Source organism: Variovorax paradoxus (assembly GCF_000834655.1).
Classification (GTDB): domain Bacteria; phylum Pseudomonadota; class Gammaproteobacteria; order Burkholderiales; family Burkholderiaceae_C; genus Variovorax; species Variovorax paradoxus_F.
Genome location: NZ_JXQQ01000023.1, coordinates 25,909 through 47,033, shown reverse-complemented (window position 1 = coordinate 47,033; position 21,125 = coordinate 25,909). Strand labels below are relative to the sequence as shown.

Here is a 21,125-nt window from a genome sequence, read left to right as displayed (position 1 = left end):
CGGACCGTCACACCACGAACGGAATGAAGCGCCGCGTGCGGCGCATGTAGTCGCGGTAGGTGTCGCCGAAATGCGCGATGCATTCCTTCTCGTCGCTGAGCGCGGTGAGCACCAGCAGCAGCGTGGCCGCCAGCACCAGCGCCAGCGTGAGCCAGGTGAACTGCTTGAGGAAGGCGCCCCAGGCCAGCAGCATCAGCGCGGTGTACATCGGATGGCGGATGTAGCGGAAGGCGCCCGAGGTCACGAGCGAGGAGGTCTTCTCGAAGCCGTAGAGGGCAGGGTCGTCGTTTCGCGCATCGCTGGGCTTGCCCTGCGCCTTGAGCAGCCGCACCGCGTGGATCGGCAGCCAGATCGACAGCGCCAGGAACACGCACGAAAGGATCTGCGTCGCCGAGAGCGGATCGACATGCCACACCGGCAGGTTCACCACGATCAGCACCAGCATGCATTCCCACGCGAAGAAGCGGTAGAAGCCGTGCGAGCCGGGCTGGCTCAACGGCCCGCGCGAGACGTAGAGCAGGGCGGCCGTGCCGGCGACGAGAAGGAAGATCTGGAACCAGAAGAGCATGGCGGCCGAATTTACACGGGCCGCCCGGCTTCAGCCAGAAATGGAAAACCCTCCGTCGACCGGAATCGCGGTGCCGGTCACGTAGTCGGAGGCGGGGCTCGCGAGAAACACCGCCGTGCCGGCGATGTCGGCCGGCTGGCCCCAGCGGCCGGCGGCGGCGCGGGCCACCACGCGGTCGTACAGGCCCGGGATCTGGCTGCGGGCGCCGTCGGTGAGTTCGGTCTCGAACCAGCCGGGCAGGATCGCATTGACCTGGATGTTGTCGGCGGCCCACGAGAGCGCGGTCGACTTGGTCAGCTGCACGATGCCGGCCTTGCTCGCGGCATAGGCCGGCGCGTAGGGCGCGCCGAAGATGGACATCATCGAGCCGATGTTGATGATCTTGCCGCCGCCGGCCGCCTTCAGGTGCGGGTGGGCGGCGCGGCTGCAGAGGAATGCGCTCGTGAGGTTGGTGTCCATCACCTGGTGCCATTCGGCGAGCGCGAGCTGGTCGACCGGCTTGCGCACCGTGGTGCCGGCGTTGTTCACGAGGATGTCGAGCCGGCCGCAGCGCGCAGCCACGTCGTCGAAGGCCTTCTGCACCGAGGCCTCGTCGGTCACGTCGAGTGCGAGCGCGAAGCTGTCGCTGCCCAGCGCCTTCAGCGCCTCGACCGCGGCGGCCGACTTCTGCGCATTGCGCGCCGCGACGATGACGCGCGCACCGGCCTTCGCCAGGCCCTCGGCCATGCCGAGGCCGATGCCGCCGTTGCCGCCGGTGACGAGCGCTACTTTTCCCGTGAGATCGAACATCAGGTGGTTTCCGGTTTCTTGGAGACGAGGGTCAGGATATCGTAGCTCGCGACCACGTCGCCATCCTGGTTCGTCACCTCCACGTCCCACGCCACCACGCCCTGGCCCTGGCCGCTCGCGTCCTTCTTGTTGCGGTCGATCTTGCGCTTGCATGTGAGGCGCGCGCGGATGGTGTCGCCGATGCCCACGGGCTTGACGAAGCGCAGCGTATCGAGGCCGTAGTTGGCCAGCACCGGGCCCGGCGCGGGCGAGACGAACAGGCCCGCCGCGGCCGACAGCACGAAGTAGCCGTGCGCGATGCGCTTGCCGAACGGCGATTCCTTGGCCGCCACTTCGTCGAAGTGCATGTAGAAATAGTCGCCCGAGATGCCGCCGAAGGCCACGATGTCGGCCTCGCCGACGGTGCGGCGGTGGGTGAGCAGCGAGTCGCCGATGCGCAGGTCTTCGAAGTAGCTGCGGAACGGGTGGACCTCGCTCTCGCGCACGGCCGCGCCGCGCACGTGTTCGCCGGTGATCGCGGCCAGCATGGTGGGCGAGCCTTGCACCGCGGCGCGCTGCAGGTAGTGCTTGACGGCGCGCAGGCCGCCGAGCTCTTCGCCGCCGCCCGCGCGGCCCGGGCCGCCGTGCTTGAGTTGCGGCAGCGGCGAGCCGTGGCCGGTCGACTCCACCGCGGCCTCGCGGTCGAGCACCAGCAGGCGGCCGTGCCATGCGGCGGCGACTGGAATGGCCTTGGCCGCGACGGCCGGATCGCGCGTGACCAGCGTGCCGACGAGGCTGCCGCGGCCGCGTGCGGCCAGGGCCAGCGCTTCGTCGATACCGTCATAGGGCATGAGCGTGCTGACGGGGCCGAAGGCCTCGACGTCGTGCGCGGCGTCGTGTTCGAGGGGCTTGCGGCTCAGGAGCAGCGTGGGCGCGAAGAAGGCGCCTTCGGCAACGCCGTCGCCCACGGGCGAGAAGCCGTCGCGTTCGCCGTAGACCAGCTCGGCGCCCTGCAGCAGCGTGGCCACGCGCTCGGCCACGTCGGCCTGCTGCGCGTGCGAGGCGAGGGCACCCATGCGCACCTCTTCGCGCGACGGATCGCCGATGACGGTCTTGGCCAGGCGCGCGCGCAGGCGCTCCGCCACCGCGTCCAGGTGCTGGCGCGGCACGATCGCGCGGCGGATGGCGGTGCATTTCTGGCCGGCCTTGGTCGTCATCTCGCGCGCCACTTCCTTCACGAAGAGATCGAACTCCTCGTCGTCGGGCGTCACGTCGGGCGCGAGGATCGCGCAGTTGAGCGAGTCGGCCTCGGCGTTGAACGGAATCGACTGGCGCACGATGTTCGGGTGCACGCGCAGCTTGGCCGCGGTGTCGGCCGAACCGGTGAAGGTGACCACGTCCGGGCTTTCGAGCCGATCGAGCAGGTCGCCCGTGCCGCCGATCACCAGCTGCAGGCTGCCCTCGGGCAGGATGCCCGACTGCACGATGAGCCGCACGGCCGCTTCGGTGAGGTAGCTGGTGGCCGAGGCCGGCTTGCCGATGCACGGCATGCCCGCCAGGAAGCTGGGCGCGAATTTCTCGAGCAGGCCCCACACCGGAAAGTTGAAGGCGTTGATGTGCACCGCCACGCCGCCGCGCGGCACCAGGATGTGCGTGCCCGCAAAGCCGCCCTTCTTGCCCAGCGGGAAGGCCGGGCCTTCGTGCACGAGGTTGCCCGAGGGCAGCTCGTTGGAGCCGATGCCGGCATAGGCGCTCAGCGTGCCGGCGCCGCCTTCGATGTCGATCCAGCTGTCGGCGCGCGTGGCGCCCGTATGAGCCGAGATCGCGTAGAGCGTCTCCTTGTTCGCGGCGAGGTACTTGGCCAACGCCTTCAGGCGTTCGGCGCGCTGCTGGAAGTCGAGCTTCATGAGCGCGGGGATGCCGGTGCGGCGCGCGTACTGCAGCGCCTCGGCGAAGTCGATCGCTTCGGCATGCGTGCTGGCCACGGCCTTGCCGTTGACGGCGCTGCGCAGCTGCTGCGCGCTTTCCTTGCCGATCCAGCGGCCGGCGATGTAGCTTTGAAGGGTGGTCATGGGAGTCCTTGAGCAGGCGGTCTCGGGTTCAGGCGACGGCGGGTTCCGCGTTGCGGTTGCCGATGCCCAGGTAGGTGTCGATGATTCGCTGGTCGTGCAGCAGCTCGCGCGCGTTGCCTTCGAGCGCCACGGCGCCCATCTCCAGCACGTAGGCGCGGTCGGCCACCTGCAGCGCGGCGCGCGCGTTCTGCTCCACGAGCAGCACCGAGACGCCATGGCTTCGCAGTTGCGAGACCACGCGCAGCACTTCGCGCACGACCAGAGGCGCGAGGCCGAGCGAGGGTTCGTCGAGCATCAGCAGGCGCGGGCGCGCCATCAGCGCGCGGCCGATGGCGAGCATCTGGCGTTCGCCGCCCGAGAGCGTGGAGGCCATCTGCGGCTTGCGTTCGCGCAGGCGCGGGAAGATCTCGAACACTTCCTCCATGCGTGCGCGCTGGTCGCGCTTGCCCTTGCGCCACTGGTAGAAGCCGCCGAGCAGCAGGTTGTCTTCGACCGACATCTCGCCGAACAGCTCGCGCCGCTCGGGCACGAGCGCCACGCCGCGCGCGACCATCGTCTCGACGCCGGGGCGCGCGATGCGCTCGCCCGAGAGCGTGAGCGCACCGGTGGAAGGCAGAAGGCCCATCGCCGCGCACAAGAGCGTGGTCTTGCCCGCGCCGTTGGGGCCGATGACGGTGACGATCTCGCCTTCGTTCACATGCAGGCGCACGCTGTGCACCGCTTCGACGGTGCGGTAGGCGACGCAGAAGTCTTCGAGTTGGAGCAGGGGAGCGGTCATCGTGCGTCTTCCAGCAGTTCGTCGTCGGCGCCGCCCAGATAGGCTTCCAGCACGCGGGGGTTGGCCTGCACTTCGGCGGGGGTGCCGGTCGCGATGACGGTGCCGAATTCGAGCACCGTGATGCGGTCGGCCAGGTTCATCACGAATTCCATGTCGTGCTCCACCACGAGGATGCCCAGGCCCTCGGCGCGCAGCTGGCTCAGCAGCACGGAAAGCGCGCGCTTCTCCAGGTGGCGCAGGCCCGCGGCGGGTTCGTCGAGCAGCAGCACCGAGGGCTGGCCCGCGAGCGCGCGCGCAATTTCCACCACGCGCTGCTGGCCCAGCGAGAGCGACGCGGCGGGCGTGTCGGCATGCGCGCCGAGGCCGCAGCGTTCGATCTGGCGGCGGGCCTCGGCCATCAGCTCGGCTTCCTCGGCGCGGTCCAGCCGCAGCATCGCGGCGAGCCAGCCGCGCCGGGCGCGCAGGTGGGCGCCGAGCGCGACGTTCTCGACCACGCTGCGCTGCCCGAGCAGGCGCACATGCTGGAAGGTGCGGCCCAGGCCCAGTGCGGCGAAGGCGCGCGAAGGCTTCGTCGCCATCGACTGGCCCGAGAGCCGCACCTCGCCCGAGGTCGGATCGTCCACGCCCGAGATCATGTTGAAGAAGGTGCTCTTGCCGGCCCCGTTCGGGCCGATCAGCGCGTGGATCTCGCCAGACTTGAGCGTCATCGAGATCGCGTTGTTGGCGACGAGGCCGCCGAAACGCTTGCTCACGTCGCTGGCTTCGAGCAGCAGCTCGCCCGATGCAGGCAGCTTGCGTTGCACGAGCTGCACCGTGGAAGGGTGTGCCAGGGCAGGCGCGGCCTTGCGCGCGTCGTCGCGCACCCAGCGGCTCGCCAGGCGCGAGACCGTGGGCCAGAGCCCGTCCGCAAAGCGCTGCAGCACGAAGAGCATCAGCAGGCCGAACACGATCACTTCGAAGTTGCCGCTCGTGCCCAGCAGTGCGGGCAGCACGTCCTGCAGCTTTTCCTTGAGCAGCGTGATCAGCGCCGCGCCGAGCACCGCGCCCCACAGGTGCCCCGCGCCGCCGACCACCGCCATGAACAGGAGCTCGATGCCGATGTTCAGGTTGAAGGGCGTCGGGTTCACGAAGCGCTGCAGGTGCGCATAGAGCCAGCCCGACACCGCCGCGAGCAGCGCGGCCAGCACGAAGAGCTTGATGCGGTGGCGTGCCGTATCGACGCCCATCGACTCGGCCATCAGCCGCCCGCCCTTGAGCGCGCGGATGGCGCGGCCTTCGCGCGAATCGAGCAGGTTGTGCATCGCCCACAGCGCAAGCAGCAGCACGGCCCAGATCACCACGCCCAGTGCGCGCGGCGTGGCGAGCGACACGCCCGCGATCACCAGCGGCGGCACGCCCGTGATGCCGGTCTGCCCGCCCAGGAACTCCATGTTGCCGAACAGGTAGTAGAGGCTCAGGCCCCATGCGATGGTGCACAGCGGCAGGTAGTGGCCCTGCAGCTTGAGCGTGACCGCGCCCAGCGCCCAGGCGAGCGCGAAGGTGAAGACCAGGCCCAGCAGCAGGCCGGCCCACGGCAGCAGCGCGGGGCTCACCGCGCCGCCCATCCACGCGGCGGCGGTGGGCGAAGTGCAGATCCACGCGGTGGCATACGCGCCCATGCCGACGAACGCGGCCTGGCCGAAGGAGGTCATGCCGCCCACGCCGGTGAGCATCACGAGGCCCGCCGCGACCAGCGCGTAGAGCCCGATGTTGCTCAGCACGGACACGGTGAATTCGGGCAGGAAGCCCCAGGCCAGCGCGAGCGAGATGACGAAGACCAGGGTGAGCTGGCGCGGCGTGACCAGCGGCTTGCCGGCGGGCGGCGCGTTGGCTGGGGTGGGGGCGACGGGATTCGAAGACGGGCTCATTCCTCGTCCTCCACATGATGGCTGCGCAGCGAACGCCACCACAGCACGGGAATGATCAAGGTGAAGACCAGCACTTCCTTGAACGGGCTGGCCCAGAAAGAAGCGAAGGCTTCCAGTTGCCCGACCAGCAGCGCGCCGACGAGCGCCAGCGGATAGCTCGCCAGGCCGCCGACGATGGCCGCGACGAAGCCCTTCAGGCCGATCAGGAAGCCGGTGTCGTAGTACACGGTGGTGATCGGCGCGATGAGCAGGCCCGACACCGCGCCGATGAGCGCAGCCAGCGCGAAGCTCAGGTCGCCCGAGAGCTCGGTCGGAATGCCCGAGAGCCGCGCGCCCACGCGGTTGATGGCGGTGGCGCGCAGCGCCTTGCCGACCATCGAGCGTCCAAAGAAAAGGAACATCGCGATCACCAGCAGCAGCGTGACCCCGACGACCACCAGCGATTGCCCGCTGACCGGAATGCCGCCGATGTCGAAGCGCGCGTCCGAGAAGGCCGTGGTGCGCGAGCCCTCGGCACCGAAGAACAGCAGGCCCAGGCCCACCAGCACGCCGTGCAGCGCGACCGAGACGATCAGCAGCATCAGCACGTTGGCATCCGCCAGCGGCCGGTAGGCCAGGCGGTAGAGCAGGGGACCGAGCGGCATGATGAGGACGAGCGTGGTGAGCGTCTGCCCTGCCATCGAGGTCGGCTTGAGCAGCAGCACCAACGCGGCGGCGGCCAGCGGCAGCACCACGCACCATGCGAGCGCCGAGGCCCAGTCGACCACCGCGCCGCGCTTCCAGCGCCAGAGCTCGACGACCAGGACCATGACGGCGAGCGCGATCAAAAGCCAGAGCGTGGCCGGCACGCGGCCGGCCTGCAGCATCGCCATCGAGAGGGCCCCGAAGGCGACGAACTCGCCCTGGGGAATGAAGATGACGCGCGTGACCGAGAACACCAGCACGAGGGCGAGCGCCATCAATCCATAGACGGCACCGTTGACGATGCCGTCCTGCCCCAACAACAGGGCGATCTGCAGATCCATATAACAACAGCCTTCGGGCGGCGCCCGTGAGTCAGATCGGGAACACCGAGGAACCGGCTTTGCCGGGCCTCAGGTGTTGCCCCCGGCAGGGGGTGGGAGAAGCGACACGAAGTGCGCGAAGCCTGGGGGCGAGCTCAGTGATCAGGGCTGGTACTTCCAGGCACCGTTTTCGATCTTGACCATCACGCGCGCGCGCTGGTCCAGGCCCAGGTGGTCCTTCTCCGTCATGCTGAACACGCCGTGCGCGCCCGACACTTCCTTGACCTGCTCCAGTGCATCGCGCAGGGCGGCACGGAATTCAGGCGTGCCCGGCTGCGCCTTCTTGAGCGCGACCGGAACGGCCGAGGTCATCAACAGGCCCGCGTCCCACGCGTGCGCGCCGAAGGTCGACACGGTGCCCTTGCCGTTGGCCGCTTCGTAGGCCGACACGTAGGCCAGCGCAGACTTCTTCACCGGGTTGCTGGCCGGCAGCTGGTCGGCCACGAGCACGGGGCCCGCGGGCAGGAAGGTGCCTTCCACGTCCTTGCCGCCCACGCGCAGGAAGTCGGCATTCGCCACGCCGTGCGTCTGGTACATCTTGCCGGTGTAGCCGCGCTCCTTGAGCGTCTTCTGCGGCAGCGCGGCCGGCGTGCCCGAGCCTGCGACCAGCACGGCGTCGGCCTTGGCGGCCATGATCTTCAGCGCCTGGCCGGTCACCGAGGTGTCGCTGCGGGAGTAGCGCTCGTTGGCCACGACGGTGATCTTCTTGAGCGCGGCGGCCTTGGCGAATTCTTCCGACCAGCCTTCGCCGTATGCGTCGGAGAAGCCGATGAAGGCGACCGTCTTCACGCCGTTGGCGGCCATGTGTTCGGCGATGGCCAGCGACATCATGATGTCGTTCTGCGGCGTCTTGAAGACCCACTTCTTCTTCGCGTCCATCGGCTCGATGATGCGGGCCGAAGCGGCGATGGAGATCATCGGCACCTTGGCCTCGCTCACCACGTCGATCATCGCGAGCGAGTTGGGCGTGGTGGTGGAGCCCAGCACGATGTCGACCTTGTTCTCGGCGATCAGCTTGCGGGTGTTGGCAACGGCCGCGGTGGTGTCGGAGGCATCGTCCAGCACGATGTAGTTGATCTTCTGGCCGCCGATGGTCTTGGGCATCAGCGCGATGGTGTTCTTCTCGGGAATGCCGAGCGAGGCGGCAGGGCCGGTGGCCGATACCGTCACGCCGACATTGACGTCGGCCCACGCCGCGGCGGCCGTGGCGCACAGTGCGGCGATCAGAAGGGGCTTGAAGAATTTCATTTGGACTTGTCTCCGGGTTGAAAAATCGTTGAGGCCGGAAGTATCAACGCTCGTCGAAGGAGAGCGTGACACGTTCGGTGAGGGGATGGGCCTGGCAGGTCAGCACGAAGCCCGCGGCCACTTCATTCTTGTCGAGCGCGAAGTTGCGTTCCATGCGGACTTCCCCGTCCACGCACTTGGCGCGGCAGGTGCCGCACACGCCCGAGGTGCACGAGAACGGCACTTCCAGGCCCGCGGCCGATGCGGCATCGAGGATGCTGGGCTGCCCCTCGGTGAAGGTGATTTCGCGCTGCAGGCCGTCACGCACGATGGTGATGCGCGCCTGCTTGGCGTCGCCGGGCAAGGCTTCGTGCACGACGGCGCCGACCTGGGTGGCCGAGGGCAGCGCGACGCCGAAGCGCTCGATGTGGATGCGGTCTTCCGGCACGCCGGCTGCGAGCAGCGCGGCCTCGGCCTCGTCGTTCATCTGGAACGGGCCGCAGACGTACACGTGGTCGATCTTCCCGGCCGGCACCACCGATTCGAGGAACTCGCCGATCTTCTCGCGGTTCATCACGCCGAAGCCCAGCGGCGAATCGGTGTGCTCGTCGGAAAACACGTGCTGCAGCACGAGGCGCGTCATGTAGCGGTTCTTCAGGTCCTCGATCTCTTCCTTGAACATCGTGGACTGCAGCTGGCGGTTGCCGTATATCAGCGTGAAGCGGCTCGCGGGTTCGCGCGCCAGCACCGTCTTCATGATCGAGAGGATCGGCGTGATGCCGCTGCCGCCCGCGATGCCGACGTGATGCCGGGCCGAAGAAGGTTCGATCGGCACGAAGAAGCGGCCCTGCGGCGCCATGACCTGCAGCGTGTCGCCGGGTTGCAGGCTCGCGTTGATCCAGTTGGAGAACACGCCGCCGCGCACCTTGCGCACGCCCACGCGCAGTTCGCCGTCGTCCAGGCCCGCGCAGATCGAATAGGAACGGCGCAGGTCCTGGCCGTCGATGTCGTGGCGCAGGGTGAGGTACTGGCCCTGCGTGAAGCCGAAGACTTCCTGCAGGTCGGTGGGTACTTCGAACGAGACGATGACGGCCTCGTGCGTGTCGGGCTCGATGGCCTTCACGCGCAGCGGATGGAAAAGGGTACTCATGCCAGATGCTCAGGGTTGCCAGGCGCTTTTCCAGGGCTGCTGTGGAACCGGCTTTGCCGGGCCACTGGCAGCGCCCCCTTGAGGGGGGAGGAGAAGCGACACGAAGTGCGCGAAGCCTGGGGGTGGTTCTTCATATGGGCTTGAAATGTTCGAAAGGCTCGCGGCAGGCCATGCAGCGGTAGAGGGCCTTGCAGGCGGTCGATCCGAAGGCCGAGAGGCGCTCGGTGCGCTCGCTCGCGCAGCGCGGGCAGGCGATGCGTTCGCCTGCGATGCGGCCGAAGAGCTTGATCGGCATCGCGGTGTTGGCGGCGACTTCGGGCGTGAGGTGGGCCGGCGGCGCGATGCCGTAGGCCTTGAGCTTGGCGCGGCCTTCGTCGCTGATCCAGTCGCTGCTCCACGCCGGTGCGCGGCGCAGGGTGGCGCGCGCGCGGCCGAGGCCCGCCTCTTCGATGGCGGCCAGCACGTCGTGCTCGATGGCTTCGGTCGCGGGACAGCCGGAGTAGGTCGGCGTGAGCACGATCTCCAGGCCGTCGTCGTGCGCGATCACCTCGCGCACGATGCCCAGGTCGCAGACCGACACGGCCGGCACCTCGGGGTCGAGCACGGAGTGAAGCACGGCCCACGCCGCATCGACGCGCGAGGCCACCGCGTTCATTGGCGCACCCTTCGGCCTGCGGCCTGTCCCGCCAGGCGGGAGGGAGCTTGCCTGGGGCGGCCCGGCGCGGCGCGCATCACCACACGCCTCCGGGAAAGCTGCGCTGCAGGTGCTGCATCTCGGTAAGGATGTAGCCCATGTGCTCGCTGTGCACGCCTTGCTTGCCGGTGCTGCGGAAAGCGGCTTCCTTGGGCATCGCGAGGCCGGCCGCGTCGAGCACCTGCTGCATCTCGGCGAGCCAGGGTTCGCGCAGTTCGCTCCATGCCGGGCCGAGGCCGCTGGCACTCGCCGCTTCGTCCACCGCATCGCTCTCGAACAGTTCGGGCACGTAGAGCCAGAGTTGCTTCAAAGCCTTCTCCGTGCGGCGGCGCGATTCGTCGGTGCCGTCACCCAGTCGCACGACCCAGTCGCCCGAGTGCTGCTGGTGATAGCGCGCCTCCTTCACGGCCTTGCCGGCGATGGCGGCCACCTCGGCGTCGCTCGATGCAGAGAGGCGCTGCCACAAGAGCTTGAGCAGCGTGGCGACCATGGTGTTGCGCACCACGGCAAAGGCGAAGTCGCCGCGCGGCAACTCGACCAGGGTGAGATTGAAGTAGTCGCGCTCCTCGCGCAGATAAGCGAGCTGGTCTTCGTCGTGCTCGCGGCCGGCGCCTTCGAGCTTGCCGGCGTGCGTGAGCAGGCCGCGGGCCTGTCCGACGAGGTCGAGCGCGATGTTGGCCATCGCGATGTCTTCTTCCAGCACGGGTGCATGGCCGCACCATTCGCCCAGGCGCTGCGCGAGCACGAGGCAGGTGTCGCCGATGCGCAGCAGGTATTGCACGGCGGGCGTGCGGTTCAGTTCGATCGATGCTTGCATGGTGTTGAGTTCCTGTGCCACCCCGATCCGTTCACCCTGAGCTTGTCGAAGGGCTGCGCGATGCGCGCCAAGGCTTCGACAGGCTCAGCCCGAACGGCCGGGTGGGCATTACATGTGGTCGACCTGCTTGGGCAGCGCGTAGAAGGTCGGATGGCGGTAGACCTTGTCTTCCGCCGGATCGAAGTACATGTCCTTCTCGCCCGGGTCGCTCGCCACGATCTGCTCGGAACGCACCACCCAGATGCTGCTGCCTTCCTGGCGGCGCGTGTACACGTCGCGCGCCATCTGGATCGCCATCTTCGAATCGGCGGCATGCAGGCTGCCGCAATGCTTGTGGTCCAGGCCCGCCTTGCTGCGCACGAACACTTCCCACAGGGGCCACTCTTGCTTGGTCGTATCGGCGCTCATGCGGCCTCCTTCAATGGTTGTTTGTTGGCGTGGGCCATCGCGGCTTCGCGGACCCATTCGCCGTCTTCCCAGGCATCGACGCGGGCCTGCAGGCGTTCGCGGTTGCAGGGGCCGTCGCCGCCCACCACGCGCCAGAACTCGCTCCAGTCGATGGCGCCGAAGTCGTGCGCCTGGCGCTCTTCGTTCCATTTGAGATCGGGATCGGGCAGCGTCACGCCGAGGATGCGCGCCTGCTCGACGGCGGCGTCGATGAACTTCTGGCGCAGCTCGTCGTTGCTGAAGCGCTTGATGCCCCAGCGCATCGACTGCGCGGAGTTGGGCGACTGGTCGTCGGGCGGGCCGAACATCATGATCGAGGGCCACCACCAGCGATTGACCGCGTCCTGCACCATCGCCTTCTGCGCGTCGGTGCCGTGGGTCATCATCGTGAGCAGGGCCTCGTAGCCCTGGCGCTGGTGAAAGCTCTCTTCGCGGCAGATGCGGATCATGGCGCGCGCATACGGTGCGTACGAGCAGCGGCAGATCGGCACCTGGTTCATGATGGCCGCGCCGTCGACCAGCCAGCCGATGGTGCCCATGTCGGCCCAGGTGAGCGTGGGGTAGTTGAAGATCGAGCTGTACTTGGCCTTGCCGCTGTGCAGCGCGTCGAACATCTGGTCGCGCGAGGTGCCCAGCGTTTCCGCGGCCGCATACAGGTAGAGGCCGTGGCCGCCTTCGTCCTGCACCTTGGCCAGCAGGATGGCCTTGCGCTTCAACGTGGGCGCGCGGCTGATCCAGTTGCCCTCGGGCAGCATGCCGACGATCTCGGAGTGCGCGTGCTGGCTGATCTGGCGCACCAGCGTCTTGCGGTAGTGCTCGGGCATCCAGTCTTTCGCCTCGATGAAGTCACCGGCATCGATCTGCGCGTCGAAGCGCTCCTCGAGCCGCATCTCCTCGGCCGAGCGCACGGCCTTCTTGCCGTCGCCTGCGTCCTTGCCCATGGTGTCCATTGCCTGGGTGTACATGTGCGTGTCCTTTCGGTGGGTGTGGGGGGCGGCTCAGCGCGGGCGCGTGTCGATCACGCGGCGTGCCTTGCCTGTCTGGGTGCGTTCCATCTCGTTGGGCGCGTGGACCACCACGCGCGTCGAAATGCCGATCAGCGTCTTCACGCGGTGCTGCACCCATTCGCCGATGGCGGTGCGGTCCGCCGCGGCGGCGTCGGCGGGGTTGAGCTCGCAGTGCACCTCGACCTGGTCGAGCTTGTCGGCGCGGCTCACGTGCACCTGGTAGAGGCCCGAGAGGCTCTTGTGCGCGAGCACGATCTCTTCCACCTGCGTGGGGAAGACGTTCACGCCGCGGATGATCATCATGTCGTCGCTGCGCCCGACGATCTTGCCCATGCGGCGGAAGGCGCGCGAGGTGGGCGGCAAGAGGCGGGTGAGGTCGCGCGTGCGGTAGCGAACGATCGGCATCGCCTCCTTGCTGAGCGAGGTAAAGACCAGCTCGCCTTCTTCGCCGTCGGCCTTCAGCTCGCCGGTGTCGGGGTCGATGATCTCGGGATAGAAATGGTCTTCCCAGATCACGGGGCCGTCCTTGCTCTCGACGCATTCGCTCGCGACGCCCGGGCCCATCACTTCGGACAGGCCGTAGATGTCGACCGCGTCGATGCCGGCCTTGGCCTCGATGTCGCGGCGCATCGCCTCGGTCCACGGCTCGGCGCCGAAGATGCCGATCTTCAGGGAGCTGTCTTTCGCGCTGAGGCCCTGGCGCTCGAACTGCTCGATGATCACCTGCATGTAGCTGGGCGTGACCATGATGATGTCGGGCTTGAAGTCCTGGATGAGCTGCACCTGCTTCTCGGTCTGGCCGCCCGACATCGGGATGACGGTGCAGCCCGCGCGCTCGGCGCCGTAGTGCGCGCCGAGGCCGCCGGTGAAAAGGCCATAGCCGTAGGCCACGTGGATCATGTCGCCGGCGCGTCCGCCCGCGGCGCGGATCGAGCGCGCGACGAGATCAGCCCAGGTGTCGATGTCGTTCTTCGTATAGCCGACGACGGTCGGCTTGCCCGTGGTGCCCGATGACGCATGGATGCGCGCGACCTGCGTGCGCGGCACCGCGAACATGCCGAAGGGGTAGTTGTCGCGCAGGTCGCTCTTCACCGTGAACGGGAACTTCGACAGGTCGGCGAGCGACTTCAGGTCGTCCGGGTGCACGCCCTTCGCATCGAAGGCTTTGCGGTAATGCGGCACGTTGTCGTAGGCGCGCTGCAGCGTGGCGCGCAGGCGCGTGAGCTGCAGCGCGGTGATCTCGTCGCGGCTCGCGGTTTCGATGGGGTCGAGTTCGCCGGGGGCGGGGTGTCGGGCGGTCATGGTGGTGGATCTCGTCTCTTCGGTCTCTTCGATCTCTTCAGGCCGGGACGGCGGGGCGGCCCTTGGCGGTGTAGGAGCGGCCGCGGAACATCGCGATGCGCTCGCCGCGCTGGTTGGTGATCTCGGTGTCGTACACGCCGGTGCGGCCGGCCTTGGAGACCTCGTGGCAGCGCGCGGTGAGCAGGTCGCCCTCGCGCGCGGGAGCGATGAAGTCGATCGAGAAACCCGAGGCCACGGTCAGTTCGTTGTACGAGTTGCAGGCGAAGGCGAAGGTCGAGTCGGCCAGCGTGGCCATGAAGCCGCCGTGGCAGGTGGCGTGGCCGTTGAGCATGTCGGGGCGCACGCGCATCTCGATGGTGGCCTGGCCCGGGCCGACCTCCACGATGCGCATGTCCAGGCCCTTGGTGGCGTTGTCGTTGGCGAGCATGCCGTCGCGCACGTACTCGGCCGTCTGCTGGGGTGTGCGGGTGACTTCGGGGGAGCTGTGGGGCATGGCTCAGCGGTCCTTGAACACGGGCGCGCGCTTGGCGCGGAAGGCTTCGACGCCTTCGCGGTAGTCGTTGGCGTTGCCCATCTCGCGCTGGATGCGGGCTTCTTCGGCCAGCGCTGCGTCGAGGTCCATGTCCTGCGCCGCGGCCAGGGCCTGGCGGGTGGCGACGAGGGCGCGCGTCGGCATGGCGGCCAGCCGGGCTGCGAGCGCGGCGGCCGTGTCGGCCAGCGCCGCGTCGTCCACGCATTGCCAGATGAGGCCGATGCGCGCGGCTTCTTCCGCGGGGAGCTTGTCGCCCAGCAGCGCGATGCCCAGGGCGCGCGCGGAACCCACGAGGCGCGGCAGCAGCCAGGTGCCGCCGGTGTCGGGCACGAGGCCGATCTTGGTGAAGGCCTGGATGAAGCTCGCCGAGCGGCCGGCCACGACGAGGTCGCAGCACAGCGCGAGGTTGGCGCCCGCTCCGGCGGCAACGCCGTTCACGGCTGCGACCACCGGCACCGGCATCGAGCGCAGGCGCGCGACGAGCGGGGCGTAATAGGTGGAGATGACGTGGCCCAGGTCCTTTGGCGCGGCGCCGGGCGTGGGGTCCGGGGCGACCGAGGGATCGGCGAGGTCTTGCCCGGCGCAGAAGGCGCGGCCGGCACCGGTGAGGACGACGCATCGAACGCTGTCGTCCGCGGCTGCCGATTCGAGTGCCGCCATCAGTTGGGCATGCAGTTCGGTCGTGAAGCTGTTGAGGGCCGCGGGGCGGTTCAGGCTCAGCGTGCGGACCGCGCCGGCGTCGCCGACGAGAACTAAAGGTTCCGACATGGGGTGTCTCTCATCCTTGTGTGGGTACGAATCGGCTAGCAAACACTATTGACCGACCGTTCGGTTGATTTTAGGATCGACCTCAATCCCGGCACAAGCGGGTTGATTCAGGGCAAACCCTGAGTCCACAAAAAAGGAGACCGACCGAATGCCCAGCTATTCCATCGACGGCGTGATTCCCGTCGTCGATCCGAGCGCGTACGTACACCCCAGCGCGGTGCTGATCGGCGACGTGATCGTCGGCCCCAACTGCTACGTCGGCCCCTGCGCGAGCCTGCGCGGCGACTTCGGCCGCATCGTTCTGGAGGAAGGCTCCAACGTGCAGGACCACTGCTGCATCCACGGCTTTCCCGACAACGACACGGTGGTGGAGGTCAACGGCCACATCGGCCACGGCGCGATCCTGCACAGCTGCATCGTGCGGCGCGATGCGCTGGTGGGCATGAATGCAGTGGTGATGGACGAGGCCGAGATCGGCGAGAAAGCCATCGTCGCGGCCTGCGCTTTCGTTCCTGCCGGCATGAAGGTGCCGGCGCGTTCGCTGGTGGCAGGCATTCCGGCGAAGGTAAAGCGTGAACTCACCGATGAAGAGGTTGCCTGGAAGCTCGAAGGCACGCACGTCTACCAGGCGCTGACGGTGCGCAGCCTCGAGAGCCTGCGCGAGGTCGCGCCGCTTGCCGAAATGGAGGCGGACCGGCCGCGCCTGCCGGCGATCGATGTGCGTCCGCTCATTGCCACGCGGCGCGGATAGCCCGCGCCTCGCTTCATGCAAGATCGCGCGTTGCCCCCAACCTAATTAAGGAACCCGACCCGATGCCGCGTGGAAGATCCGCCACCTACGACGACCAGCGCGAGCTGATCCTCGCGCAGGCCGCCCAGCTGTTCGCGCGCCGGGGTTATCCGGCCACGTCGATGAACGAGGTGGCCGTGGCGTGCAACCTCTCGAAGGCCACGCTCTATCACTACTACAAGGACAAGAGCAGCCTCCTCATCAGCATCGCCGAGACGCACGTGTCCAAGCTGGCGGCGCTGGTGGCCGAGGAAGAGGCCTCCACCCAGACCGATGAACAGCGGCTTCGCCGCTTCATCTACCGCATCGTCGAGGAATACGCCGGCGCCCAGGACGCGCACCGCGTGCTGACCGATGACGTGCGATTTCTCGAAGAGGAAGACCGCGAGCGCGTGCTCGACAAGGAGCGCGAGGTGGTCGCGGGCTTCGCGCGCGCGGTCTCGGCGCTGCGCCCGGGGGCGCCGAGCGACGATCTGGCCAAGCCGCTGACCATGCTGCTGTTCGGCATGATCAACTGGATGTTCACCTGGATGAAGCCCGACGGAAAACTCGACCACGCGGCAATTGCGCCCATCGTGGCCGATCTCTTCCTGGGGGGCATCGGCGCGGTGAAGTCGCCGGACTACGCGGCGATCGCGGCCGCCGCGCAGGCCGATCAGGCCGCCTTCGAGTAGCGCGCTGCCGGCTTGCCGGTCTGCGAGGCGCCGAACAGCGTGGCGCCCGCATCGACGAAGCTCGCGAGCAGGGCCGCATCGTTCACCGACGGCAGGGTGATCGGCTCGCCCAGGTCGAGGCCGGCGAGGGCCGCGTCCACGCAGTCTTCGGCGGCCATGATCGTGCCTTCGGCCAATGCCGACATCGGCACGCCCGAGAGTTCCCAGATGTCGGTGGCCGTGGCTGCCGGCAGCACCAGCTGCACCTTCACGCCGGTGCCCGCCACTTCATCCTGCAGCCCGCGCGTGAATGCGACCACGAAGGCCTTGGTGCCGCTGTAGATGCTGCTGATCGGCAGCGTGTGGAAGCCCAGCACCGAGCCGATGTTCACCAGCGTGCCGCGGTCGCGCGACTTGAAGGCGGCCAGCGCGGCGTGGCTCAGGTGCGCGAGGGCGTTGATGTTCACGTCCAGCATGCTCTGCAGCTGCGCGTTCGTGGTCTGCGCGACGGGCGCGAGCGTCGAGAGGCCGGCGTTGTTGACCAGCAGCGTGATCGACGGATCGGTGGCGATGACCTGGGTCACCCGCGCGAGGTCGTCGGCGGCGGCCAGGTCGGCTGCGAACGTCTGCACTTTCACGCCGTAGCGGGTGCGCAGGGCGGCTGCGACTTCTTCCAGCAAGTCGGCGCGGCGTGCCACCAGCACCAGGTCGTGGCCGCGGCGGGCCAGGCGGTCCGCGTAGATCTTGCCGAGGCCGGCCGATGCGCCTGTGACGACGGCGGTGCCGAGGGTTGCTTGTTCGCTCATTTCAATTCCATTCAAGAGTGGGTTCAACGGTTGTGACTCAAAAGCATGATGACCATCATGTTTGAAGTGGCGAAGCATGATGGGTATCATGCTTAGCGTCAACCGCGGTCCTGAAGTACCCCGGAGCAGAAAGAGGTCACATGCGATACCCAGCAGCGGAAACCGCCGAAAAGCACCAGAAGATCCTTGCCGAGGCCTCGCGCCTGTTCAAGGAGCGCGGCTTCGACGGCGTGAGCGTGAGCGAGATCATGAAAGCCACGGGCCTCACGCACGGGCCCTTCTACAACCACTTCGACTCGAAAGACGCGCTGATGGCCGAGTGCATCGCCCACTCCGGGAGCGCAGCGCTTGCCGACCTCGATGCGGCCGGCCAAACGCCCGAAGGCATGCGCGCCTATGTGCGGGACTACATGAGCCCCGACCATCGCGACGGCCGTGCCGACGGCTGCCTGGTGGCGGCGTTCGCAGCGCAGTCTGGAACCGAGAGCAGCGGGGGCATCAGCGTGCCGCTGACTACTTATCTCAAGTCGGTGATCGACCGGTTCGCCAGGAACTTTCCGTGGCGCACGAAGAAGAACGCCCGTGCCGACGCGATTCGCATGCTCGCGTCGATGTACGGCGGCGTGGTGCTGGCCCGCGCCGTGGACGACGAGGCCCTGTCCGAAGAAATCCTGCGCGAGGTGCTGGCCGGGCTGCAGGCGGCGCCTAAGGCCTGACCTAGAGGATGCGGTTGAACCAGAGCAGCGACAGGCCCGCCGACAGCAGCGTGAGCACCGCCGCGCCGAGCGCGAACAGCGCCGAGATTTCCGTCTCCTTCTTCTCCACGGTGAGCTTGGAGCTCAGCGTTTCGTAGACCTTCTTCAGGTCGTTCGCGGTGCCTGCGTAGAAGTACTCGGCGTTGGTCTTGTTGGCCACGGCCTTGAGCGTCTCCTCATCGAGACGCACGCGCATCGACCAGCCTTCGAAGCCGATGGTTTCGCCATCGACCGTGCCCACGCCCACCGTGTAGATGCGCACGCCGCGGTCGGCCGCGGCCTTGGCGGCATCGAGCGGATCGACGCCGGTGGTGCGCTGGCCGTCGGTCAGCATGATGATCGCGGCCGAGGTGAAGGAGCCGGGCGCCACGGGGGTGAAGTCCTTGAGCTTCTTGTCGGCCTGGTCGATGGGCGTGCCGCGCTGGCGGCTCGGGGCGCTGAACTGCTCGACGTCGATGCCGGCATCGGGGAACAGCGTGGCCAGCGACACCACGATGGCGTTGCCGGTGGCGGTGGCGCGCTGCAGCTGGAAGCTGTCGATCGCGGTCACCAGGTCGTCGTGGTTGGTGGTGGGCAGCTGCGCCACCTGCGCGCTGCCCGCGAAGGCGACGATGCCCACCTTCACCGTGCGAGGCAGGTCCTTGATGAAGCTCTTGGCCGCCTCCTGCGCCGCCACCAGCCGGTTGGGCAGCACGTCGGCCGCGCGCATGCTGCCCGAGACGTCCATCGCGAGGATGATTGTTTGCTGGTTCGAGGGCAGCATCACCACCGCCATCGGCCGCGCCGCGGCCACCAGCATCGCGGCCATGGCCAGGAGGAACAGCAAGGGCGGAATGTGCCTTCTGAAACTTTGCCCGGCGCCCATCGCCTCGCGCACGATCGAAAGGCTCGCGTAGCGCACCGCCAGCTTCTTCTTGCGGCGGATCAGCCAGACGTAGAGCAACACCAGCAGCGGCAATGCCGCCAGCAGCCAGAGGAATTGAGGCCAGAGAAAAGTCATGCTGCCACCGCCTTCACGTTGCCCGAACCGACGCGTGTGCGGCGCTTGCGCAGGTCGGCAAAACGAACGATGGCCTCCACCAGGTCGTCGCTGGTCGAAAGCTCCAGGGCGTCGACGCCGGCCTTGGCGAGCGAGGCGCGCAGCGTCGCCTCGCGCTCGGCGGCCAGGCGCGCGAAGCGCTTGCGGAATCCGGCATCGTGGGTGTCGACCCAGAGCTGTTCGCCGGTCTCTGCATCGCGCAGCGGCACGAGGCCCAGGTCGGGCAGTTCGAGCTCGAGCGGATCGAAGAGGCGCACAGCGATCACTTCATGCCGCTGCACGAGCTGGCCGAGCGGCCGTTCCCAGCCGGGCTCGCTCAGGAAGTCGGACACCACGAAGACCGTGGAGCGGCGAGGCATCAGCGTGGCTGCGGATTTCAGCAGGTCGTCCAGGCGGGTCATTCCTTTTTGCGCGGGGCCGTCCGCCCTGTCGGCGCGGCGCTCCATCGCGTGCAGCAGGTGCAGCACGTGGCGCCGGCCACTGCGCGGCGGGATCACGGCCTCCAGGTCGTTGCCGTAGACCAGCGCACCGACCCGGTTGCCATGCCGCGTGAGCAGCCGCGCAAGCACGCCGACGAAGCCGGCCGAGATCTCGCGCTTGGCCTTCAGGCCCGAGCCGAAGTCGACCGAGCGGCTCAGGTCGAGCACGAACCAGGCGGCCATCTCGCGGTCTTCGGTGAAGACGCGCACGTGCGGCGTCTGCAGGCGCGCGGTGACGTTCCAGTCGATGTGGCGCACGTCGTCGTGGTGCTGGTATTCGCGCAGGTCGGCCAGATCGAGGCCGCTGCCGCGCATGAGGGTGCGGTAGTCGCCCTGCAGGAGGCCGTCGAGGCGACGGATGACCGTCCATTCGAGCCGGCGCAGCGCGCGCTCGGCCCCTCCGGCCACAGCCGATTCGGCGGCAAGCCGTTCGTCGTTCGCGGCCGCGGGGGCCTTACGCCACCAGCTTTTCATGTTCGAGCGGTTTGGGTGGTGCGGGGATGGCCCGCATGATCTTCTCGATCAGGCTGTCGGGTGTCAGGCCTTCGGACAGGCCTTCGTAGGAAAGCGTCACGCGGTGGCGCAGCACGTCGGCCACCAGCGCGGTCATGTCCTCGGGCAGCGCATAGCTTCGGCCGCGCAGCAGCGCGAGCGCGCGCGCGCCCTCGGTGAGGCTGATGCTGGCGCGCGGGCTCGCGCCGAAGGTGATGAAGCGGCGCATGTCCTTCAGGCCATGCTTCTCGGGGGTGCGGGTGGCCGAGACGAGCTTGACCGCGTACTGGATCAGCGAGGGGTCGACGTACACGCGCCGCGCCTCCGCCTGCAGCGCCGCGAGCTGCTCGGTGGTGGCGACCGGGCTGGCCTCCACCGGCGGACCGATCACGCGCTGCACGATGACGAACTCTTCCTCGTCGCTCGGGTAGTCGACCAGCACCTTCATCATGAAGCGGTCGACCTGCGCCTCGGGCAGCGGGTAGGTGCCCTCGGTCTCGATGGGGTTCTGCGTCGCCATCACGAGGAAGGGCCGCGGCACCTTGTGCGTTTCGCCGGCGATGGTGACCTGGCGCTCCTGCATCACTTCGAGCAGGGCGCTTTGCACCTTGGCCGGCGCGCGGTTGATTTCGTCGGCCAGCAGCAGGTTGGCGAACACCGGCCCCAGCGAGGTGCTGAATTCACCCGTCTTCTGGTTGTAGATGCGCGTGCCCACCAGGTCGGCCGGCACCAGGTCGGGCGTGAACTGGATGCGCTTGAAGTGGCCGCGCACCGTGTCGGCCAGCGTCTTGATGGTGAGCGTCTTGGCCAAGCCCGGCACGCCTTCCACCAGCAGGTGACCGCCCGCGAGCATCGCGACCATCACGCGTTCGAGAAAGCGGTCCTGGCCCACGACCACGCGCTTGACCTCGTAGAGGATCTGCTCCATCAGCTCGGCGGTGGCGGGCGCCGTGGCGAAGGAGGAGGGCGTCGGGGTGGTCGGGTTCTCTGTGCTCATGCGAAGGGCTTTC

22 protein-coding genes are annotated in these 21,125 nt (G+C 68.2%); 3 read left to right on the top strand and 19 right to left on the bottom strand.

The features are described from left to right. Positions 1-7 precede the first annotated feature (7 nt). From RT97_RS10920 to RT97_RS10850, 15 genes are all read right to left on the bottom strand, one after another. Complete coding sequence (locus RT97_RS10920) at positions 8-568, bottom strand: methyltransferase family protein (protein ID WP_042578801.1); 561 nt, start codon at positions 566-568, stop codon at positions 8-10. A 30-nt stretch (positions 569-598) separates the two neighbouring features. Then, a complete protein-coding gene (locus RT97_RS10915) occupies positions 599-1,357 on the bottom strand; it encodes an SDR family NAD(P)-dependent oxidoreductase (protein WP_042578800.1) in 759 nt (252 codons plus the stop codon). Then, complete coding sequence (gene paaZ, locus RT97_RS10910) at positions 1,357-3,408, bottom strand: phenylacetic acid degradation bifunctional protein PaaZ (RefSeq protein ID WP_042578799.1); 2,052 nt, start codon at positions 3,406-3,408, stop codon at positions 1,357-1,359. Before paaZ ends, RT97_RS10915 begins: the two co-directional genes overlap by 1 nt. Before the next feature lie 28 nt (positions 3,409-3,436). Beyond that, a complete protein-coding gene (locus tag RT97_RS10905; protein ID WP_042578798.1) occupies positions 3,437-4,186 on the bottom strand; it encodes an ABC transporter ATP-binding protein in 750 nt (249 codons plus the stop codon). Continuing rightward, positions 4,183-6,093: a branched-chain amino acid ABC transporter ATP-binding protein/permease gene (locus tag RT97_RS10900; protein WP_052810618.1), complete on the bottom strand. Its 1,911-nt coding sequence runs from the start codon at positions 6,091-6,093 to the stop codon at positions 4,183-4,185. The genes RT97_RS10905 and RT97_RS10900 overlap by 4 nt, the downstream gene beginning before the upstream one ends. Then, positions 6,090-7,118, bottom strand: a complete 1,029-nt coding sequence (locus RT97_RS10895) for a branched-chain amino acid ABC transporter permease (protein ID WP_042578797.1) — start codon at positions 7,116-7,118, stop codon at positions 6,090-6,092. The genes RT97_RS10900 and RT97_RS10895 overlap by 4 nt, the downstream gene beginning before the upstream one ends. Positions 7,119-7,259: 141 nt before the next feature. Then, positions 7,260-8,405 carry an ABC transporter substrate-binding protein gene (locus RT97_RS10890; RefSeq protein WP_042578796.1) on the bottom strand — a complete coding sequence of 382 codons (1,146 nt, stop codon included), beginning with the start codon at positions 8,403-8,405 and terminating at the stop codon, positions 7,260-7,262. A gap of 43 nt (positions 8,406-8,448) precedes the next feature. Then, complete coding sequence (gene paaE / locus RT97_RS10885) at positions 8,449-9,534, bottom strand: 1,2-phenylacetyl-CoA epoxidase subunit PaaE (RefSeq protein ID WP_042578795.1); 1,086 nt, start codon at positions 9,532-9,534, stop codon at positions 8,449-8,451. Between the two features lie 130 nt (positions 9,535-9,664). Beyond that, positions 9,665-10,189 carry a 1,2-phenylacetyl-CoA epoxidase subunit PaaD gene (gene paaD, locus RT97_RS10880; protein ID WP_042578794.1) on the bottom strand — a complete coding sequence of 175 codons (525 nt, stop codon included), beginning with the start codon at positions 10,187-10,189 and terminating at the stop codon, positions 9,665-9,667. 76 nt (positions 10,190-10,265) lie between these two features. Next, positions 10,266-11,045: a 1,2-phenylacetyl-CoA epoxidase subunit PaaC gene (paaC, locus tag RT97_RS10875; protein ID WP_042578793.1), complete on the bottom strand. Its 780-nt coding sequence runs from the start codon at positions 11,043-11,045 to the stop codon at positions 10,266-10,268. Between the two features lie 108 nt (positions 11,046-11,153). Further along, positions 11,154-11,453, bottom strand: a complete 300-nt coding sequence (gene paaB, locus RT97_RS10870; protein ID WP_042578792.1) for a 1,2-phenylacetyl-CoA epoxidase subunit PaaB — start codon at positions 11,451-11,453, stop codon at positions 11,154-11,156. Continuing rightward, complete coding sequence (gene paaA, locus RT97_RS10865) at positions 11,450-12,457, bottom strand: 1,2-phenylacetyl-CoA epoxidase subunit PaaA (protein ID WP_042578791.1); 1,008 nt, start codon at positions 12,455-12,457, stop codon at positions 11,450-11,452. Before paaA ends, paaB begins: the two co-directional genes overlap by 4 nt. Positions 12,458-12,490: 33 nt before the next feature. Next, on the bottom strand, positions 12,491-13,801 hold the full coding sequence (gene paaK, locus RT97_RS10860) for a phenylacetate--CoA ligase PaaK (RefSeq protein ID WP_042578790.1): 1,311 nt from the start codon (positions 13,799-13,801) through the stop codon (positions 12,491-12,493). A 37-nt stretch (positions 13,802-13,838) separates the two neighbouring features. After that, entirely contained in the window at positions 13,839-14,294 is a 456-nt protein-coding gene (paaI, locus tag RT97_RS10855; protein WP_042578789.1) for a hydroxyphenylacetyl-CoA thioesterase PaaI, read from the bottom strand. Between the two features lie 3 nt (positions 14,295-14,297). Then, positions 14,298-15,101 carry an enoyl-CoA hydratase-related protein gene (locus tag RT97_RS10850; protein ID WP_042578788.1) on the bottom strand — a complete coding sequence of 268 codons (804 nt, stop codon included), beginning with the start codon at positions 15,099-15,101 and terminating at the stop codon, positions 14,298-14,300. Between the two features lie 148 nt (positions 15,102-15,249). Between RT97_RS10850 and RT97_RS10845 the strand changes: the two genes are divergently transcribed. Together RT97_RS10845 and RT97_RS10840 are read left to right on the top strand one after the other, a co-directional pair. Then, positions 15,250-15,852, top strand: a complete 603-nt coding sequence (locus RT97_RS10845; RefSeq protein WP_042578787.1) for a phenylacetic acid degradation protein PaaY — start codon at positions 15,250-15,252, stop codon at positions 15,850-15,852. A gap of 62 nt (positions 15,853-15,914) precedes the next feature. After that, on the top strand, positions 15,915-16,565 hold the full coding sequence (locus RT97_RS10840; protein ID WP_042578786.1) for a TetR/AcrR family transcriptional regulator: 651 nt from the start codon (positions 15,915-15,917) through the stop codon (positions 16,563-16,565). Here the strand turns inward: RT97_RS10840 and RT97_RS10835 are convergent. Beyond that, on the bottom strand, positions 16,547-17,350 hold the full coding sequence (locus RT97_RS10835; RefSeq protein WP_042578785.1) for an SDR family NAD(P)-dependent oxidoreductase: 804 nt from the start codon (positions 17,348-17,350) through the stop codon (positions 16,547-16,549). The two genes, RT97_RS10840 and RT97_RS10835, sit on opposite strands and share 19 nt — an antisense overlap. 140 nt (positions 17,351-17,490) lie before the next feature. Between RT97_RS10835 and RT97_RS10830 the strand changes: the two genes are divergently transcribed. Then, a complete protein-coding gene (locus RT97_RS10830; RefSeq protein WP_042578784.1) occupies positions 17,491-18,066 on the top strand; it encodes a TetR/AcrR family transcriptional regulator in 576 nt (191 codons plus the stop codon). A 1-nt stretch (position 18,067) separates the two neighbouring features. Here RT97_RS10830 and RT97_RS10825 read toward each other — a convergent pair whose 3' ends face one another. From RT97_RS10825 to RT97_RS10815, 3 genes are read right to left on the bottom strand one after another with little or no spacing between them, the layout of a single operon-like run. After that, on the bottom strand, positions 18,068-19,105 hold the full coding sequence (locus tag RT97_RS10825; RefSeq protein WP_042578783.1) for a VWA domain-containing protein: 1,038 nt from the start codon (positions 19,103-19,105) through the stop codon (positions 18,068-18,070). Next, positions 19,102-20,097 (bottom strand): DUF58 domain-containing protein, encoded by a 996-nt coding sequence (locus RT97_RS10820; protein ID WP_042578782.1) that lies wholly within the window; start codon positions 20,095-20,097, stop codon positions 19,102-19,104. The genes RT97_RS10825 and RT97_RS10820 overlap by 4 nt, the downstream gene beginning before the upstream one ends. After that, complete coding sequence (locus tag RT97_RS10815; RefSeq protein ID WP_042578781.1) at positions 20,078-21,112, bottom strand: AAA family ATPase; 1,035 nt, start codon at positions 21,110-21,112, stop codon at positions 20,078-20,080. The genes RT97_RS10820 and RT97_RS10815 overlap by 20 nt, the downstream gene beginning before the upstream one ends. Positions 21,113-21,125 lie beyond the last annotated feature (13 nt).

Coding starts and splice junctions, on each gene's coding strand:
- RT97_RS10920 (WP_042578801.1), bottom strand. CDS start 568: ATGCTCTTCTGGTTCCAGATCTTCCTTCTCGTCGCCGGCACGGCCGCC.
- RT97_RS10915 (WP_042578800.1), bottom strand. CDS start 1,357: ATGTTCGATCTCACGGGAAAAGTAGCGCTCGTCACCGGCGGCAACGGC.
- paaZ (WP_042578799.1), bottom strand. CDS start 3,408: ATGACCACCCTTCAAAGCTACATCGCCGGCCGCTGGATCGGCAAGGAA.
- RT97_RS10905 (WP_042578798.1), bottom strand. CDS start 4,186: ATGACCGCTCCCCTGCTCCAACTCGAAGACTTCTGCGTCGCCTACCGC.
- RT97_RS10900 (WP_052810618.1), bottom strand. CDS start 6,093: ATGAGCCCGTCTTCGAATCCCGTCGCCCCCACCCCAGCCAACGCGCCG.
- RT97_RS10895 (WP_042578797.1), bottom strand. CDS start 7,118: ATGGATCTGCAGATCGCCCTGTTGTTGGGGCAGGACGGCATCGTCAAC.
- RT97_RS10890 (WP_042578796.1), bottom strand. CDS start 8,405: ATGAAATTCTTCAAGCCCCTTCTGATCGCCGCACTGTGCGCCACGGCC.
- paaE (WP_042578795.1), bottom strand. CDS start 9,534: ATGAGTACCCTTTTCCATCCGCTGCGCGTGAAGGCCATCGAGCCCGAC.
- paaD (WP_042578794.1), bottom strand. CDS start 10,189: ATGAACGCGGTGGCCTCGCGCGTCGATGCGGCGTGGGCCGTGCTTCAC.
- paaC (WP_042578793.1), bottom strand. CDS start 11,045: ATGCAAGCATCGATCGAACTGAACCGCACGCCCGCCGTGCAATACCTG.
- paaB (WP_042578792.1), bottom strand. CDS start 11,453: ATGAGCGCCGATACGACCAAGCAAGAGTGGCCCCTGTGGGAAGTGTTC.
- paaA (WP_042578791.1), bottom strand. CDS start 12,457: ATGTACACCCAGGCAATGGACACCATGGGCAAGGACGCAGGCGACGGC.
- paaK (WP_042578790.1), bottom strand. CDS start 13,801: ATGACCGCCCGACACCCCGCCCCCGGCGAACTCGACCCCATCGAAACC.
- paaI (WP_042578789.1), bottom strand. CDS start 14,294: ATGCCCCACAGCTCCCCCGAAGTCACCCGCACACCCCAGCAGACGGCC.
- RT97_RS10850 (WP_042578788.1), bottom strand. CDS start 15,101: ATGTCGGAACCTTTAGTTCTCGTCGGCGACGCCGGCGCGGTCCGCACG.
- RT97_RS10845 (WP_042578787.1), top strand. CDS start 15,250: ATGCCCAGCTATTCCATCGACGGCGTGATTCCCGTCGTCGATCCGAGC.
- RT97_RS10840 (WP_042578786.1), top strand. CDS start 15,915: ATGCCGCGTGGAAGATCCGCCACCTACGACGACCAGCGCGAGCTGATC.
- RT97_RS10835 (WP_042578785.1), bottom strand. CDS start 17,350: ATGAGCGAACAAGCAACCCTCGGCACCGCCGTCGTCACAGGCGCATCG.
- RT97_RS10830 (WP_042578784.1), top strand. CDS start 17,491: ATGCGATACCCAGCAGCGGAAACCGCCGAAAAGCACCAGAAGATCCTT.
- RT97_RS10825 (WP_042578783.1), bottom strand. CDS start 19,105: ATGACTTTTCTCTGGCCTCAATTCCTCTGGCTGCTGGCGGCATTGCCG.
- RT97_RS10820 (WP_042578782.1), bottom strand. CDS start 20,097: ATGAAAAGCTGGTGGCGTAAGGCCCCCGCGGCCGCGAACGACGAACGG.
- RT97_RS10815 (WP_042578781.1), bottom strand. CDS start 21,112: ATGAGCACAGAGAACCCGACCACCCCGACGCCCTCCTCCTTCGCCACG.